A 17368-nucleotide genomic window follows, 5' to 3' on the forward strand; every position below is an offset into this window, starting at 1 on the left:
GCCGGGGGAGCGGCACGACCGCGACGGAGCCGACACCCCGCCGACACCGCTGACGGAGCTCCCTCAGCGACGCGCCCGTGCCACCGCTCCCGTCGAGGCCGGACCGCCGCCGGAGACCACCGCTGCGGCCGAGGCCGGACCGCTGCCGGAGGCCACCGCCGGGGGCCTGCCCATGCGCGTACGACAGGCCAACCTGGCCCCGCAGTTGAAGGACGGGCCCGATCTGCGCGGGGACCGCGCGACGGCCCGCGACGAGACAGTCTCCGCACCGCCCGCCGACCGGGATGCCGACGAGGTGCGCAGCCGGATGGCCTCGCTGCAGCGCGGCTGGCGGCGCGGCCGCGAGGAGAACGCCGAGGGCGACGACAGCGCCGACGGCACAGCACAGGGAACCACTTCTGAGGGGGACGGTCGATGACCGCACCGAAGGCCGGCGCGCGCTCCACGAACGGTGACTCGGGGGGCCTCAACTGGCTCCTCGACGACCTGGTCGCGCGCGTCGCCAGCATCCGCAAGGCGCTCGTGCTCTCCGGGGACGGACTGCCGACGGGGGTCTCCCAGGACCTCAGCCGGGAGGACAGCGAGCATCTCGCCGCCGTCGCCTCCGGATTCCACAGCCTCGCCAAGGGGGTCGGGCGGCACTTCGACGCGGGCGGGGTCCGGCAGACCGTGGTCGAGCTCGACGACGCCTTCCTGTTCGTCACCGCGGCGGGCGACGGCAGCTGTCTCGCGGTCCTGTCCGACGCGGACTCCGATGTCGGCCTCGTCGCCTACGAGATGACGCTGCTGGTCAAGCGGGTGGGCGCACATCTGGCGACGGCTCCGCGCACGGATCAGCCCGCCGGCGGGTAGTGGGTCGGCATGAGCGCAGACGGTGACCGGATACAGGGGACGCAGGAGACCGACCACTGGTTCGACGACGAGGCCGGCCCCGTCGTGCGTCCGTACGCCATGACACGCGGCCGCACCACCAGTGCGGGCCAGCACCGGCTCGATCTGATCGCGGTCGTCGTCGCACAGGCGCGCGGCGTCGAGCCGGTGGCCGACCAGACCCTGTCGCCGGAACACGTCGACATCGTCGACCTGTGCCGGGACGGCCCCCAGTCGGTCGCCGAACTCGCCGCGGAACTCGACCTCCCCATCGGCGTGGTCCGCGTGCTCATCGGCGATCTGGTGGACGACGAACTGGTCCACGTGACCCGGCCGGTGCCCCCCGCGGAACTGCCCGACGAGAGCATCCTGCGTGACGTCATCGACGGGCTGAGGGCCCTGTGACACGGCTTAGTGCAGCACCCAGCGACATCAGTGATCAGTGAGGCAGGAGAGACACCCCATGATCTTCGGGCGTTCCGAGCGCGGCAAGGGCCCCGTCGAGCCCGTCACGCTCAAGATCCTGGTGGCCGGCGGTTTCGGCGTGGGCAAGACGACCCTCGTCGGCGCGGTCAGCGAGATCAGGCCCCTGCGCACGGAGGAAGTACTGAGCGAGGCGGGCCGCCCGGTCGACGACACCCAGGGCGTCGAGGGCAAGCACACCACCACGGTGGCCATGGACTTCGGCCGGATCACCCTGCGCAAGGACCTGGTCCTGTACCTCTTCGGCACCCCCGGCCAGGACCGCTTCTGGTTCCTGTGGGACGAGCTGGCGACCGGCGCGCTGGGCGCCGTCGTCCTCGCCGACACCCGCCGCCTGGAGGACTGTTTCGCCGCCGTCGACTACTTCGAGCGGCGTTCCATCCCCTTCGTGGTCGGCGTCAACTGCTTCGAGGGAGCCGCCCGTTACCCCGCCGAGTCCGTACGGCGGGCGCTCGACCTCGACGCCCAGGTCCCCGTCGTCCTGTGCGACGCACGCGACAAGGAGTCCGTGAAGGACGTCCTCATCGGTGTCGTCGAACACGCCGCGCAGGCGGCGGCCCGGCGGCGACAGCCCGCGGCGACCTGACGCGTACGGCGCCGCACGCGCGCGTAGTGCGCAATTTCCCCGCTACGCGCGCGTGCTCCCGCCTTCCGCCCCGTCCCGCTGCCTTCCGCGGGACCCGGCCTACGGCAACGTCCCGCCGGCTACCGCAGGGGCCGGGCTACGCCTCGTCCTCGTGCCAGCCGAAGCTCTTCTCCACCGCCTTGCGCCAGTTGCCGTACTCGCGGTCGCGGGTCCCCGCGTCCATGGACGGCGACCACTCGACGTCGCGCTGCCAGTGGGCCTTGAGTTCGTCCAGGTCGTTCCACACCCCCGTCGCGAGCCCGGCGGCGTACGCGGCGCCCAGACACGTCGTCTCGGAGACCTTGGGCCGGACCACGGGCACACCGAGCACGTCCGCCTGGTGCTGCATCAGGAGGTTGTTCTTCGTCATGCCACCGTCGACCTTGAGGGTCGTGATCTGTACCCCGGAGTCCTGGTACATGGCGTCGACGACCTCACGGGTCTGCCAGCTCGTCGCCTCCAGGACCGCACGCGCCAGGTGCGCCTTGGTCACGTACCTGGTCAGACCGGTGACCACACCGCGTGCGTCGGAGCGCCAGTACGGGGCGAAGAGGCCCGAGAACGCGGGCACGATGTACGCGCCGCCGTTGTCGTCCACACTCGCGGCCAGCGTCTCGATCTCATCGGCGGTCTTGATGATGCCGAGCTGGTCGCGGAACCACTGCACCAGGGCCCCGGTGATCGCGATCGACCCCTCGAGGCAGTACACGGGCGCCTCGGAGCCGATCTTGTAGCCCATGGTGGTGAGCAGCCCGTTCTTCGAGGGAACCGGCCGATTACCGGTGTTGAGCAGCAAGAAGCTGCCGGTGCCGTACGTGTTCTTCGCCGTGCCCGCGTCGTAACAGGCCTGTCCGAAGACGGCCGCGTGCTGGTCGCCGAGAGCGGAGGCCACGGGCACGCCGGACAGCTGCCCGACCGCCGTGCCGTAGACCTCGGCCGACGAGCGGATCTCCGGCAGGACCGCCTCGGGGACGTTCATCGCCGACAGGATCGACGGGTCCCACTGGAGGGTCTCCAGGTTCATCAGCATGGTGCGCCCCGCGTTGGTGACGTCCGTGACGTGGACGCCGCCGTCGGTGCCGCCGGTGAGGTTCCAGATCAGCCACGAGTCGATCGTGCCGAAGGCGATCTCACCGCGCTCCGCCCGTGCCCGCAGGCCCGGTACGTTGTCGAGCAGCCAGGCCGCCTTCGGTCCGGAGAAGTAGCTGGCCAGCGGCAGGCCGGTCTGTTCGCGGAAGCGGTCCTGGCCGTCGGTCCCGCCCAGCTCGGTGCAGAGCGCGGAGGTCCGCGTGTCCTGCCAGACGATCGCGTTGTGCACGGGTTTGCCGGTCGCGCGGTCCCACAGGACCGTGGTCTCCCGCTGGTTGGTGATGCCGAGGGCGCTGAGCTGATCGGCGCGCAGGCCCGCCTTGGCGATCGCGCCGGCGACCACGGCCTGGACCTTCGACCAGATCTCGGTCGCGTCGTGCTCGACCCAGCCCGGCTTGGGGAAGATCTGACGGTGCTCGCGCTGGTCGACGGCGACGATCTCGCCGGCGTGGTTGAAGACGATGCAACGGCTGGAGGTGGTGCCCTGGTCGATGGCGGCGACGTACTTCACGGAGTTGTCGGGCATGGCTACCCCTTCGTGAGAAGACGGTCGTTCAAGGTCCGAGGTGCGAGGTTCGGGAGATGTCTGAGAGGTCTGAGATACCTGTCGGGAGTGCTTCGCGGGCCGCGGCGGAGCGCCTCAGAACGCGGCGTTGTAGATGACTCCCGCCAGCACGCCGCCGATCAGTGGCCCGACGACCGGGATGAGGGCGTAACCCCAGTCGGAGGTGCCCTTGTTGGGAATGGGCAGGAACTGGTGCACGATGCGCGGGCCCAGGTCGCGCGCGGGGTTGATCGCATAACCCGTCGGCCCGCCGAGCGACAGACCGATGCCGACCACCAGCAGGGACACGATCAGCGCCGTGGTGCCCGTCTCGCCCAGGCCCTTGGTCAGCCCGAAGGCGAGAATGGGCAGGACCAGGCCGATCGTCGCGATGATCTCCGTGAGCAGGTTCGCGACCGGGTTCCGGATCTCGGGGATCGTCGAGAAGATCCCCAGCGTCGGCGTGGGACCGTCCGCTTCAGGAGCACCGCCGGCTTCCGGAGTGCCGTCCGCACGCGTCGTGCCGGAGCTGACGTTGGCGTTGAACTGCGCGAGGTACACCAGGTACGCGAGGACGGCGCCCAGCATCGCGCCGACCATCTGGCCGCACAGATACACCCAGACCTTGTCCCACTTGCCGGTGTCGACGGCGATGCCGAGCGTGACGGCGGGGTTGAGGTGGCCGCCCGAGAGCGGCGCCGCCGTGTACGCCCCGGCCAGCACGCCGAAGCCCCAGCCGAACGCGATCACGATCCACCCGGAGGCCCTCGCCTTGGAGTGTTTGAGGGTGACGGCGGCGCAGACGCCGGCACCGAACAGGATCAGAATGGCGGTGCCGATGACCTCACCGAGGAAGATGTCTCCGTTGCTCATGGCGGCTCCTAGGCCCTCGCCCGGGGCCTCGCCCCGGTCCTCCGTGCAGGGTGCGTATCCATGGCTGGTTCTGGTGACTTCAACCGATGGCAGGGGAGTCCCGCGCCCCGCCCGGCATCCGTGACGAGCGTGCCCACGCAGTCGACGGGTCGCGTGTGGGGGAACGGCCCCGACCTGCCGCGATGTAGCAGGAAGCGCCCCAAGGGCAGGCAAGGACCCCGAGCGGACGGTGGGCCGGCATACGGTGCTGCCGACTGACACCCGGAAGTGTTCACCGGGGGTGGTGGAGCGTCAAGGTCGCGGACCGCAACGGTTAACCGGCGGTGAACCCTCCTCTAAGTGGCCGTTCTCGTACAGGATGTGAGAGCGCCGTGACGAGACCCGCAATGCGTCCACCCGGGCCCGCCTGCCGGTGTCCCCCCGGCCCGCGCCGCACCGCCCGTTCGGAGTTCCGGAGCGCAGACGGCCCGCCGAGAAGGGCACGGCAGCATGACGGCGCCACGACAGCCCCCTCAGTTCGAGCCCCAGTCCCAGTCCCAGACCGAGCCCCGGGTCGTTCACGGAGCTCCCCGGAGCGCTCGCCCGGCGCGCGGGCCGTGATGTCAGCGCACCGCGACGACCGCCGAACCGTGTCCGAACAGCCCCTGGTTCGCGGTGATCCCGACCCGGGCCCCGGCCACCTGACGCGGGCCGGCCGTGCCGCGCAGCTGCCAGGTCAGCTCGCAGACCTGGGCGATGGCCTGCGCCGGAACCGCCTCTCCGAAAGAGGCGAGACCGCCGCTGGAGTTCACGGGTATGCGCCCGCCGGGCGCGGTGGCACCTTCCCGCAGCAGCTTGGCGCCCTCACCCTCACGGCACAGCCCGAGGTCCTCGTACCACTGCAACTCCAGGGCGGTGGACAGGTCGTAGACCTCTGCGAGCGACAGGTCCTCCGGCCCCGTACCGGCCTCCTCGTAGGCGGCGTGGGCGATCGACGCCCGGAAGGCCGGTCCTTCGGACGTGACCGCCGCGGCCGAGTCCGTCGCGATGTCGGGCAGGTCCAGCACGGTGTTCGGATACGTCGGCGTGACAGTGGAGACGGCGCGGATGCGGACCGCGTCCGCGGCCCCGTGCCGCCGCGCGAACTCCATGCTGGAGAGGACCAGCGCCGCGCCCCCGTCCGACGTCGCACAGATGTCGAGCAGGCGCAGCGGATCGGCCACGACGGCGGAGCCTGCGACCTCCTCGGCCGTGACCTGCTTGCGGTAGCGCGCGTTCGGATTGAGCGCCCCACAAGCGGCGTTCTTCACCTTGACCTGGGCGAAGTCCTCCAAGGTGTCGCCGTGCAGGGCCATCCGGCGGCGTGCGTAGAGACCGAAGTACGTCGGGTTCGTCGCCCCGAGGACCCGGAAGCGCAGCCAGTCCGGATCGTCGGGCCGGTCCCCGCCCGCGGGCCGGAAGAAGCCCTTGGGGGCGGCGTCCGCCCCCACCACGAGCACGACGTCCGCGAGCCCGGCCAGGATCTGCGCCCGCGCCGTGTTGACCGCCTGCGCTCCGGAAGCGCAGGCCGCGTACACGCTCGCGACCCGCGCGCCCTGCCAGCCGAGCGCCTTGGCGAACGTCGCCCCGGCCACATAGCCCGGATAGCCGCCGCGCACGGTGTCCGCGCCGACCACGGATCCCACGTCCCGCCAATTGAGGCCGGCGTCCGCGAGCGCGGCACGCGCCGCCGCCGTCCCGTACTCGACGAAGCTGCGCCCCCACTTGCCCCACGGGTGCATGCCCGCACCGAGTACCGCCACGTCCCCCGTCATGCCGCCACCCCCGTCGGCCGCCAGTACCACGTCGTCCAGGCCGTACCGCTCGTCTCGTCCCCGTCCTCGCTCAGCACACCCGGGACGACCTCTACCTCCATGCCGACCTCCAGATCGGTCACGGAAACACCCGGAACCCCCTGACCGAGCACGACCATTCGCTCTGCCTCGAGTTCCACAGCGATCAACGTGTAGGGCTGCCACGGAAGTTCCCGGTCCGAGACGTACGGCTCCGGCGGGCGGTACCGGGCGTCGGTGTAGGACCAGACGCGGCCACGCCGGGACAGCGGCACCTCGACGAGGTCGCCGCCGGGGCAGCCCGGGTTGCGGCAGAACCCGTCCTCGCGCGGGAAGAACACCGACGTGCACGCCGAACAACGTGTGCCCAGCAGGCGGAAGTCGTCCCCTTCCCCGGCGAACCAATCGCTCACGACAGGTGTACGCGTACGCGCCACGGTCCCTCCCCGACAACAGATCTGACGGAACGTCAGAAGTGTGCCATGGGCAGCCGAACGACGTCAGGGGGCCCGCAGAACCATGTGCGCCCTCTGCGCGTCCGTGTAATCCGTGAGGGCACGACCGGGACCCACGGGGGTGGTTCCGGTCGTGCCCTCACTCTCAGGCCACGTCAGCGCTCCCTCAGCGACCTCCTGGTGACCCGGAAGGCGGGAGGGAGGTGCCGGGCAGAGCTCGGGTTTGTACGTGCAGCGCCGTCACCCCGCATCTCATGCGCCACGAGACACTCGTGGTGTGAAGTGGTTCGAGAGGGCCCAGGCAGTGGAACGCTGCGATGGGGACATGGCCATCGCGTTGACGAGCGCCCATGCCGAGTGTTGCTCCACCGACCCGTCGCGGCACGACAGCCACCTCCTCGTTCGCCTGCTGTGCGAGGGGAGCCGGATCCAAGAGGCCGGGCGAGCGGCCCGGGACCTCGCCCCGGATGATCAGCACGCGCGCCGGATCGTGACCAGCTGCCGTCCAGGCGCCCCGGCCGACAAGTGACCTAGGACGTGAGCGACCGCGGACTCACGGGGAAGTCGAGGAACTCGTCGCCCTGACTCGCCACATGCGTGTAGTGCCACCACTCCTCCGGCAGGTTCACGAATCCCTGGGCCGTGAGCGCGTCCCGCAGAAGATCCCGATGGGACCGCTGCGCCCCTTTGACGCGCGGGTCATCCGTGTGCGCGAGCGTGTCGAAACAGTCGAACCCGGTGCCCATGTCCACGGAGTTGTCGGGGAACCGGTCCTTCTCGGGCCCGTGACAGGCCTTCAGTCGCTCCCCGGGCGCATACGCACGCGTGGGCCGTGCCGGCAGCTGCACGACCGTGAGATCGACTGTGGAGCCACGACTGTGTCCCGACCTCCGCGCGATGTAGCCGTCCGCGAACAAGCGGGACTTGTCGACCCGCGGATAGAACTCCGCCTTCATCTTCTGATCGTCCAGATCCTCGGCCCACCGTACGAAGTGGTCGACCGCCCGCTGAGGCCGGTAGCAGTCGTACACCTTCAGGGAGTAGCCCTTCTTCAAGAGCCCCGTCTGCGCCTTGTGGAGGGCTTGCGCGGCGGCTCCCGCAAGAATGCACATCGGCTCCTCGTAGCCGTCGATCGGAGCTCCCACGAAATCGTGCACCGTGTAGTAGCGCATTTCCTGAATGATCGTGGGGTCGACATCGCGCAGCGCCACGAAGTTCGCCGGTGCCTTCGGTTCGGGCAGCGCACGGGCGGTTGTGGGAGCAGCGGACACGCCGAGCAGCGTGGCGGTCGTGAGCGAGGCGAGCCTGCGCAGAGCGGTGGCGGTTCGGGTCATGGCCCTGCGTCTATCAGGAGGCACCCCCTCCGGGGAAGAACCGACCCGGGTGATCGGATACAGTCCGCGCCGTGTCCGCATCAACTCACCCCACGCTCAACCCCGTTCCGGATTCCCACTGTTCGAGCTGTGGATCCGCTTACGGGACGCAGGTGCACGGCTGGCCGCGTACCTGCCCGGCCTGCGGCTCGGTCGCCTACCGCAACCCGCTTCCCGTCGCGATCGCCCTGCAGCCCGTGTACGACACGGCCGGCACCGCCCTCGTCGCGATCACCCGCACCATCGCGCCCGCGCGCGGGGAAGCGGCGCTGCCCGGCGGCTTCATCGACGACCGGGAGGACTGGCGGCAGGCCGTCGTACGCGAGCTCAAGGAGGAGACGGGGATCGACGCGGCCGCCCGCGACGTACGCCTCATGGATGCCATGAGCGCCCCGGACGGCCACCTGCTCCTCTTCGGGCTGCTGCCGGAACGTCCGGCGGCCCACCTGCCCGACAGCATCCCGACGGACGAGACGGACGGCTGGCACCTGCTGCGCCGCCCGGCCGAACTGGCCTTCCCGCTGCACACCTTGGCGGTTCGGGCGTGGTTCGAAGGCCGCTACATCTGACCGTGCCGCGAACAGCGTGGAATGCTCAAAGGCCGCGCACGCGCACCGGATACGGCACCGCGCCGCCCGATTCCTCGCCGTCCGCCTCCACGACCACCCGCCCCTGCGCCCAGCGCACGCGATAGCGGGTGGTCTCGGGCTCTTCCCACCCGTCGCCCGCGTCCGCAACCACCACGCCCCCTCCCGTGTCACCGGGCGCGGGGGCCCACACCTCCAAGGCAACCCCGCCGTCCGCCCCTCGTACGGGAAACAGCGCTCCGGCGCGCGCCAGCACCGGAACACGCGACAAGGGAGCATCGACGCTCACCACGCCCGGGCCCTCGAACCTCTCGCCCGTCACGGTGTCGTACCACCGGCCCCGAGGCAGCCGCACCGGCCTTCTCACGACCCCCGCGTCGAGCACAGGAGCCACCAACAGGCACTCGCCCAACAAGAAGGCGTCCTCGCAATCGCGCAACCCACGGTCTTCCGGAGCGCCCCACCACAAGGGCCGTACATAGGGGGCGCCCGTACGCCGGGCGAGATGGGCGAGCGTCATGAAGTACGGCAAGAGGCGCCGTCGCTCGTCGAGCGCCACGCGCGCGTGCCCCACCACCTCGTCACCAAAGGTCCAGGGCTCCCGCCGTCCGGCACGCAGCGCCGAATGCGTACGGAACAACGGCATGTAGGCGCCCAGCTGGAACCAGCGCAGGTACAGCTCCGGGGACGGATCCCCGTCGAACCCGCCGACATCGGGCCCCGAGTAAGGGACCCCGCACAGCCCGAGCCCGATCACCAGAGAGAGCGACGCACGCAGCCCGGGCCACCCGGTGGCCACATCACCCGACCACGACCCCGCGTAGCGCTGCATCCCCACCCAACCGGAGCGGGAGAACACGAACGGCCGCTCCTGCGGCTGAAGTTCACGCAGCCCCTCGAAGCCGGCCCGTGCCATGCACAGGCCGTACACGTTGTGCGCCTCCCGATGGTCACCACCGCGGCCTTCCAGCGCATGCCGCGCCGACAGGGGCAACGACGGATCACCGAACGCCGAGAAGGACACGGGCTCATTCATGTCGTGCCAGAACCCGGAGAACCCCTGAGCGAGCCGCTCCTCGTACAGGCCGCCCCACCACTTGCGCACCCCCTCAGCGGTGAAGTCGGGAAACGCCGACTCGCCCGGCCACACCACACCCCGCACCAGCCGTCCCGCCGCGTCCCGTACGAACGCGTCCACCGCCCGCCCGGCGTCGTACACGGCATTGCCGCGCTCGGCCCTCACCGCCGGGTCGACGATGGACACCAACCGGACACCGTCCTCGCGCAACTCCTCGGCCAGCCGCGGCAGGGAGGGAAACCGCTCCCGGTCGACCGTGAAGACCTGATGCGCCGCAAGGTGATCGATGTCCAGATGCACGGCGTCCAGAGGCAGGTCACGCTCCTTGTAGCCCGCGACGACCCGACGCACCTCCTGCTCGCTGCCGAAGCCCCAGCGCGCGTGGTGATGGCCCAGCGCCCACGACGGCGGCACGGCCGGCGCACCCGTCAACTGCGTCCACGTGTGCAGCACGCGCGCGGGCGTACCCACGACGACCCAGCACCGCAACGGGCCGCCCTCCATGCGCAGTTCGCACGTACCCGGGCGGTCGTGCCCCGACCCCGCGCCCTCACGACCCTCGCGCAGCGTCACCGCGCCGTTCCACGTGCTGTCGTGGAACACCAGATGCGTCCCGGCGTCGGCGACCACCACCTGCACCGGCATCGTGAGCGACAGCGGATCGTCCTGCGGGCCGAACGAGCCGCCCGGGTCGGTGTTCCACAGGACGTAGGTCCCCTCCCGCAAGCGCGGCCCCGAAGCCCGGCCCCCGAGGCCGAAGAACCGCGCGTCGGCGGGCACCTGAGACCGCTGGACCCAGCGGGCCTCCGCGCCGCTCTCGGGGCCCCACCAACGCGGCGGCAGATCACGCCGCAACAGCACACCGCCCGGCGTGCACAGCGTGACCGCGCCGTGGCGTGACACGGCCACGGTCGCCCGCTCGGACACCACCCGCCAGCCGCCGTCCTTGTCGGGCTCCAGCACGGCCCGCGGATCCGGCGCCGGGCACGTGCCCGCCACGCCGTACGACGGCAGCGGATCGGCGCCGTCCCACCCCCAGAACACCGCGCCGCTCACCGTGACCATGATCCGCAGCCCCGACCGGGCGAACCGCACCGTTCCGCCGCCCGGCGCGGGGTCAGCCCCGACCACGGCCCCCGGCACCCGCGCCCGCTGGGGACCCCGACGGACCAGCCCCGCGGAGTCCGCCCGACGACGGCGCCACGAGGCCCGCACGGCACGCAACCTCTGAGCCGTACGCGCCCAGGAAACTGCCTTCATCGAGCGCACCAGGTCGCGACCGTTCATGCTGCTCACCCTGCCACCCGCGGCCACGCGCGCGTGCCGCGTTCAACTTCCGTTCACCCATGGTCGCGGCACACCTTCACGAGGCGGACCATGTGCCCGACGCCCTGGTGCCGAAGTCGATCACGTGGCATCGTCCTGTGAGCCGCGTCCCGCGCACACCCCAGCCCGTGCGCGCCGCCGACGCACACGCCGCGTACATTCCGGGAGCCGCACCATGACCACAGCGAACCCCTCGCCGCTCTGGCGACCCGACCAGCAGCAGATCGACGACGCGCAGGTCACACGGTTCCAGGCCTGGGCCGCCGCGCACCACGGGGCCCCAGCACAGGGCGGCTACGAAGCCCTGCACCGCTGGTCGGTCACCGAACTCGAGACATTCTGGAAAGCCGTCACCGAATGGTTCGACGTGCGGTTCACCCACCCCTACGCGCGCGTGCTGGGCAACCGGGCCATGCCCGGCGCCGAATGGTTCCCCGGAGCCACCGTCAACTACGCGGCACACGCCCTGCGCACCGCCGACGACCCCGCGCGCGCGGACACCCCCGCCATCCTGCACGTCGACGAGACACAGGAGCCGCGCCCCGTCACCTGGTCCGCACTCCGCGGCCAGGTGGGCTCGCTCGCCGCGGAACTGCGCACCCTCGGCGTCCGCCCTGGCGACCGGGTCAGCGGGTACCTGCCCAACATTCCCGAAGCCGTCGTCGCCCTCCTCGCCACCGCGGCCGTCGGCGCCGTCTGGACGTCGTGCGCGCCCGACTTCGGAGCCCGCAGCGTCCTCGACCGCTTCCAACAGGTCGAACCCGTCGTCCTGTTCACCGTCGACGGCTACCGCTACGGAGGCAAGGCGCACGACCGCCGCGACACCGTGGCAGACCTCCGCTCCGCACTGCCCTCCCTGCGTGCCGTGGTGCACATCCCCCTGCTGGGAACCGAGGCGCCTGAAGGCGCCCTGGAGTGGTCCGCCCTCACCTCCGCCGACGTCACACCGGTCTACGAAGAGGTCCCCTTCGACCATCCGCTCTGGGTGCTCTACTCCTCGGGCACGACCGGCCTGCCCAAGGCCATCGTCCAGTCACAGGGCGGCATCCTCGTCGAGCACCTCAAGCAGATCGGCCTGCACTGCGACCTCGGCCCGGACGACCGATTCTTCTGGTACACGTCCACGGGCTGGATGATGTGGAACTTCCTCGTCTCCGGACTGCTCACCGGCACCACCATCGTCACGTACGACGGCAGCCCCGGCTTCCCCGACACCGGCGCCCAGTGGGCCGTCGCCGAACGCACCGGAGCCACCCTCTTCGGCACCTCGGCCGCCTACGTCATGGCCTGCCGCAAGGCCGGAGTGCACCCCTCCCGCGACCACGACCTGTCCCGGGTGACATGCGTGGCCACCACAGGGTCGCCCCTCCCACCGGACGGTTTCCGCTGGCTCCACGACGAGGTCCGTGCCGATCTGTGGATCGCCTCCGTGAGCGGCGGTACCGACGTCTGCTCCTGTTTCGCCGGCGCCGTGGCCACCCTTCCCGTGTACGTCGGCGAGCTCCAGGCCCCCGGCCTCGGAACGGACCTGCAGGCCTGGGACCCCCAGGGCAACGCGCTCATCGACGAAGTCGGCGAACTGGTCGTCACCAACCCCATGCCGTCCATGCCGATCCGCTTCTGGAACGACCCCGACGGAAGCCGGTACCACGACAGCTACTTCGACACCTATCCCGGCGTCTGGCGCCACGGCGACTGGATCACCCTCACCTCCCGCGGTTCCGTCGTCATCCACGGCCGCTCCGACTCCACCCTCAACCGGCAGGGCGTCCGCATGGGCTCGGCCGACATCTACGAGGCGGTGGAACGGCTCCCCGAGATCCGCGAGTCCCTCGTCATCGGCCTCGAACAGCCCGACGGCGGCTACTGGATGCCCCTGTTCGTCCACCTCGTCCCGGGCGCCGTCCTCGACGACGACCTGCGCGACCGCATCAAGCGGACCATCCGTGAGCAGCTGTCCCCGCGCCACGTCCCCGACGAGATCATCGAAGCCCCCGGCGTCCCGCACACGCTCACCGGCAAACGCATCGAGGTCCCCGTGAAGCGCCTGCTGCAGGGCACACCGCTGGAGAAGGCAGTCAACCCCGGCTCCGTCGACAACCTCGAACTGCTTCGGTTCTACGAGGAGATCGCCCGCAAGCGAGCCTGACGGGAGGGCGTTGTCAGTGCCCGTGATTACTCTGAGTGAGCATTGATCGACGAGCTCACTCAGGGGGAATCATGACGGACACGCACGGCCGGACGAGCAGTGCGCGGCACATCCTGCGCCGCGAAATGCCGGGCACCATCGGCCTGTTGGCCGACGAGCAGGACTTCACGGAGATGCGGCGCTACCGCACCTTCACCTTCGACGACCACCAGGCGTATCTGCGACAAGCGGAAGCCCTACTCAAATCCCTGGCCGCGGCAGGGGGACACACCACGGTCGCCCTCTTCGACCCGGAGGAGTACGCGGAGTTCTGCGCGGAAACAGGACTCGAACCCGACACCCCGAGCAGCCGCACGCGCTTCACGGCGGAACTGGCCGCGACCGGTCCCTCGGTCCCGTACGAAGGGCAGCCCCTGGCCGACCTCGTCCCGGACCTCGTCGAGGAGGCCGTCCGCCAGGCGACCTGGGAGTACGCATCGAGCGTCCTCGCGCGCATCGGACCCTGCACCCTGTGCGGGCAGGACCTGGGACGCGCCGCGTTCGCGCGTGCCTCGTACCTGGTCGCCCGCGCGATCGACACCATCGGCGAAGGCGTCCACCACTGGGTGTGCAGTGTCCCTACGGGCAGGGAGACGCTGCTGGCGTTGCTCCACATCGACGCCACGGACCCCGACACCGTCCGGCTCGACGAGACCGCGGCGATGGAGCTCACGATCTTGCTGGCCCTGGCCATCGCGATCAGCAAGCCCTGCGCTCTGGTCCTCCGCACGGTCACGCCCGACAGCGATCGCGTCTACGGCTGGCGCCTCAAGGACGAGCGCCTGGAACAACTGACCGCGTCCCAGGTCTTCGACGCGTACTGCACCGACGCCTCCTCCGGAGAACTGAAGGCACCGGAACCCGGCGTCGAGTACTGCACCGCACCTGAGGTGGACGACTCCGATCCCGAGGGGCGACACCAGCACTGACCCACGGGGGAAAACCCCGGAGGGCGCCCCACCCGACAGGTGGAGCGCCCTCCGGAACCAGATCCGACCGACGACTACTCGCCGGACAGCACCGCCTGCGCGGCCTGACGAGCCTCGTCCGCGGAGTCAGCGGCACGGGCTGCGGCAGCAGCACGCTCGCACTGCGCCAGCGTGTACTTGCCGAGCGTCGCGCGCACGTAAGGGATCGACGCGGCGCCCATCGACAGGGAGGTGACGCCCAGACCGGTCAGCACGCAGGCCAGCAGCGGGTCGGACGCCGCCTCGCCGCACACGCCACAGCTCTTGCCCTCGGCCTTCGCCGCATCCGCGGACAGCGCGACCAGATCGAGCAGCGCGGGCTGCCACGGGTCCTGCAGCCGCGACACGGCACCGACCTGACGGTCGGCGGCGAACGTGTACTGGGCCAGGTCGTTGGTGCCCAGCGACAGGAACTCGACCTCCTGCAGCACGGACCGAGCACGCAGGGCGGCGGACGGAATCTCGACCATCGCGCCGAACTTGGCCTCCAGCCCGGCCTCACGGCACGCGTCCGCGAACGCCTTGGCGTCGGCACGGTCGGCGACCATCGGGGCCATGACCTCGAGGTACACCGGCAGGCCCTTGACGGCCTTGGCCAGCGCGGTCAGCTGCGTGCGCAGCACGTCGGGGTGCTCGAGAAGCGACCGCAGACCCCGCACACCCAGAGCCGGGTTGGGCTCGTCGGCAGGCGTCAGGAAGTCCAGCGGCTTGTCCGCACCGGCGTCGAGCACGCGCACGACGACACGGCCCTCGGGGAACGCCTCGAGCACCTGGCGGTACGCCTCGACCTGCTTGTCCTCGGACGGGGCTTCCTTGCTGTTGTCGAGGAAGAGGAACTCGGTGCGGAAGAGGCCGACACCCTCGGCTCCCGCCTCGACAGCCGCCGGCACGTCCGCCGGGCCACCGATGTTGGCGAGCAGGGGGACCTTGTGCCCGTCCGAGGTGGCGCCCGGGCCGCTCGACGCGGCCAGCGCCGCCTTGCGCTCGGCCGCCGAGGCCTCCAGTGCGGCCCGCTTCTCGGGAGTCGGGTCCACGAAGATCTCACCGGTGCTGCCGTCGACGGCGACGACGGTGCCCTCCGCCAGCTCACCTGCGCCGGGGAGCGCCACGATCGCCGGCACACCAAGAGCGCGGGCCAGGATCGCGCTGTGGCTGGTCGGTCCGCCTTCCTCGGTCACGAAGCCGAGGACGAGCGCGGGATCGAGGAGCGCGGTGTCCGCGGGCGCCAGGTCACGGGCGATGAGCACGTACGGCTTGTCGCTGTCCGGTACACCGGGCATCGGGACGCCCAGCAGGCGGGCCACGATGCGGTTGCGCACGTCGTCGAGGTCCGCGACGCGGCCGGCCATGTACTCACCGGCGCCCGCAAGAAGCTCGCGGTAGTGTGAGAAGGCGTCGTAGATGCCCCGCTCGGCCGTGCTGCCGACGGTGATGCGACGGTCGACATCAGCGATGAGCTCAGGGTCCTGAGCGATCATCGCCTGGGCCTCGAGCACCGCCTGCGCCTCGCCACCGGCCAGATTGCCGCGGGCAATCAGGTCGGCCGCGACAGCTTCGACGGCCTGGCGGGCGCGCCCCTGTTCGCGCTCGGCCTCCTCCGCCGGAATCTGCTTGGCCGGCGGCTCGAGCACTGCCGTTCCCATGTGCCGAACCTCGCCGATCGCCACACCGTGGCTCACGCCGACGCCTCGAAGCGTTGTCTCCATCTCACCCGTCTCCGATAGTGCGGCGAGCCCAGTCGCCGCGTTGGTGGTCCTGCCTGCCGTCGTGGACGGTCGGCCGTTACTTCCAGTTGAAGAGCGCGTCGCCGGCCTTCAGATCGCCGTCGTCGACGACGTCCGACAGCGATTCGGCGGTCGCCTCGAGTGCGACGACCGGGCACACCGGCGACTTGCCCGCGGACTCGACCTCGGCCGGGTTCCATCGGACGACGGCCTGACCGCGCTGGACGGTGTCGCCCTTGTTGACGAGCAGCTCGAAGCCCTCGCCATTGAGCTGGACGGTGTCGATGCCCAGGTGGGTCAGCACACCGTGGCCCTCTTCGTCCACGACGACGAAAGCGTGCGGGTGAAGGGATACGACGATGCCGCTGACGGGGGCGACGGCCTCAGAGGGCTCGCGGACGGGGTCGATGGCGGTGCCGGGGCCGACCATCGCACCGGAGAACACCGGGTCAGGAACAGCGGAGAGCCCGATGGCGCGTCCTGCAAGAGGGGACGTCACACTGGTCATGGCAAGCCTCCCAGGGGGCGGAGATTCAGGTCGCCGTCCCTACCTGTCCTGGACGACGACGTACTGTTCAGAAGCGTAAGTCATAAAAAGTCCCGGTTCCGCACGAGAGGTACCGGTTGGCTGACGTAGGGGTGCCGGGCAAACGATTTGCGTCGCACGGCGACCCCCATGTACTGTCGTACTCCTGCCTGGGAGCGGTCGACGCAAACGAGCGTCTTGATCCCGGCGGCTTCTATCAAGTCGAACCTTATCTCTGATCAGCTTCTGCATGTTCGCAGGTGAGTGGTTAGAAGGTCGAGAAAAGCCTGGTAGAGTTCGATATCGCCGAACGGGAAATGCGAAAGCGAATTCCTGAAAGCGAATGCAGAATACCGAGGAAATCGGATCGGAAAGATCTGATAGAGTCGGAAACGCAAGACCGAAGGGAAGCGCCCGGAGGAAAGCCCGAGAGGGTGAGTACAAAGGAAGCGTCCGTTCCTTGAGAACTCAACAGCGTGCCAAAAGTCAACGCCAGATTGACAACCCTGTCCCGGCCTTCTCGGTCGGAACACGGTTCCTTTGAAAAAGTCCTTCCACTTGACTGTGGGAGGCGCACAGCGAGGACGCTGTGAACCGGGGGGATTATTCCTCTTCCTGGTTCCGCTCTCGTGGTGTCACCCCGATCACGGGGAAACATTCACGGAGAGTTTGATCCTGGCTCAGGACGAACGCTGGCGGCGTGCTTAACACATGCAAGTCGAACGATGAAGCCCTTCGGGGTGAATTAGTGGCGAACGGGTGAGTAACACGTGGGCAATCTGCCCTTCACTCTGGGACAAGCCCTGGAAACGGGGTCTAATACCGGATAACACTCCCGCACTCCTGTG

Annotated in this window: 14 protein-coding genes, 1 rRNA gene and 1 pseudogene; 8 read left to right on the forward strand and 8 right to left on the reverse strand. The window is 70.0% G+C overall.

Features of this window, described 5'->3' with window-relative positions; translation table 11 throughout:
* The 4 genes and pseudogenes from G3I40_RS47830 to G3I40_RS44710 form a co-directional block, all read left to right on the forward strand.
* Positions 1-418 (forward strand): annotated as a pseudogene (locus G3I40_RS47830) (histidine kinase); the annotation flags it as partial.
* Positions 415-852: a roadblock/LC7 domain-containing protein gene (locus G3I40_RS44700; RefSeq protein ID WP_164560504.1), complete on the forward strand. Its 438-nt coding sequence runs from the start codon at positions 415-417 to the stop codon at positions 850-852. The pseudogene G3I40_RS47830 and the gene G3I40_RS44700, both read left to right, overlap by 4 nt.
* 9 nt (positions 853-861) lie before the next feature.
* Positions 862-1275: a DUF742 domain-containing protein gene (locus G3I40_RS44705; protein WP_164560505.1), complete on the forward strand. Its 414-nt coding sequence runs from the start codon at positions 862-864 to the stop codon at positions 1273-1275.
* A gap of 58 nt (positions 1276-1333) precedes the next feature.
* Positions 1334-1939 carry an ATP/GTP-binding protein gene (locus tag G3I40_RS44710; RefSeq protein ID WP_164560506.1) on the forward strand — a complete coding sequence of 202 codons (606 nt, stop codon included), beginning with the start codon at positions 1334-1336 and terminating at the stop codon, positions 1937-1939.
* A 136-nt stretch (positions 1940-2075) separates the two neighbouring features.
* Here G3I40_RS44710 and glpK read toward each other — a convergent pair whose 3' ends face one another.
* From glpK to G3I40_RS44735, 5 genes are all read right to left on the reverse strand, one after another.
* Entirely contained in the window at positions 2076-3593 is a 1518-nt protein-coding gene (glpK, locus tag G3I40_RS44715) for a glycerol kinase GlpK (protein ID WP_164560507.1), read from the reverse strand.
* A gap of 114 nt (positions 3594-3707) precedes the next feature.
* Positions 3708-4484: an MIP/aquaporin family protein gene (locus tag G3I40_RS44720; RefSeq protein ID WP_164560508.1), complete on the reverse strand. Its 777-nt coding sequence runs from the start codon at positions 4482-4484 to the stop codon at positions 3708-3710.
* A 602-nt stretch (positions 4485-5086) separates the two neighbouring features.
* The gene (locus G3I40_RS44725; RefSeq protein ID WP_164560509.1) at positions 5087-6277 is read right to left on the reverse strand and encodes a lipid-transfer protein; all 1191 of its coding nucleotides are present in this window, start codon (positions 6275-6277) and stop codon (positions 5087-5089) included.
* Complete coding sequence (locus G3I40_RS44730; RefSeq protein WP_164560510.1) at positions 6274-6732, reverse strand: OB-fold domain-containing protein; 459 nt, start codon at positions 6730-6732, stop codon at positions 6274-6276. Before G3I40_RS44730 ends, G3I40_RS44725 begins: the two co-directional genes overlap by 4 nt.
* 548 nt (positions 6733-7280) lie before the next feature.
* Positions 7281-8084: a M15 family metallopeptidase gene (locus G3I40_RS44735; RefSeq protein WP_164560511.1), complete on the reverse strand. Its 804-nt coding sequence runs from the start codon at positions 8082-8084 to the stop codon at positions 7281-7283.
* 71 nt (positions 8085-8155) lie between these two features.
* Here G3I40_RS44735 and G3I40_RS44740 point away from each other — a divergent pair, with 71 nt between their 5' ends.
* The gene (locus G3I40_RS44740) at positions 8156-8692 is read left to right on the forward strand and encodes an NUDIX domain-containing protein (protein WP_164560512.1); all 537 of its coding nucleotides are present in this window, start codon (positions 8156-8158) and stop codon (positions 8690-8692) included.
* 25 nt (positions 8693-8717) lie between these two features.
* On the opposite strand, the gene G3I40_RS44745 is transcribed toward G3I40_RS44740, so the two are convergent.
* Positions 8718-11075 (reverse strand): TIM-barrel domain-containing protein, encoded by a 2358-nt coding sequence (locus G3I40_RS44745; RefSeq protein WP_164560513.1) that lies wholly within the window; start codon positions 11073-11075, stop codon positions 8718-8720.
* Between the two features lie 214 nt (positions 11076-11289).
* Here G3I40_RS44745 and G3I40_RS44750 point away from each other — a divergent pair, with 214 nt between their 5' ends.
* Complete coding sequence (locus G3I40_RS44750) at positions 11290-13263, forward strand: acetoacetate--CoA ligase (protein ID WP_164560514.1); 1974 nt, start codon at positions 11290-11292, stop codon at positions 13261-13263.
* Positions 13264-13334: 71 nt separating this feature from the next.
* Positions 13335-14231 (forward strand): hypothetical protein, encoded by an 897-nt coding sequence (locus G3I40_RS44755; protein WP_164560515.1) that lies wholly within the window; start codon positions 13335-13337, stop codon positions 14229-14231.
* A gap of 74 nt (positions 14232-14305) precedes the next feature.
* Here G3I40_RS44755 and ptsP read toward each other — a convergent pair whose 3' ends face one another.
* Entirely contained in the window at positions 14306-15976 is a 1671-nt protein-coding gene (gene ptsP, locus G3I40_RS44760) for a phosphoenolpyruvate--protein phosphotransferase (protein WP_164560516.1), read from the reverse strand.
* 76 nt (positions 15977-16052) lie between these two features.
* Positions 16053-16502, reverse strand: a complete 450-nt coding sequence (locus tag G3I40_RS44765; RefSeq protein ID WP_164560517.1) for a PTS glucose transporter subunit IIA — start codon at positions 16500-16502, stop codon at positions 16053-16055.
* 675 nt (positions 16503-17177) lie between these two features.
* Between G3I40_RS44765 and G3I40_RS44770 the strand changes: the two genes are divergently transcribed.
* Positions 17178-17368, forward strand: a 16S ribosomal RNA gene (locus tag G3I40_RS44770); the annotation flags it as partial.

The sequence above is a fragment of the Streptomyces sp. SID14478 genome (assembly GCF_010548525.1).
GTDB lineage: Bacteria > Actinomycetota > Actinomycetes > Streptomycetales > Streptomycetaceae > Streptomyces.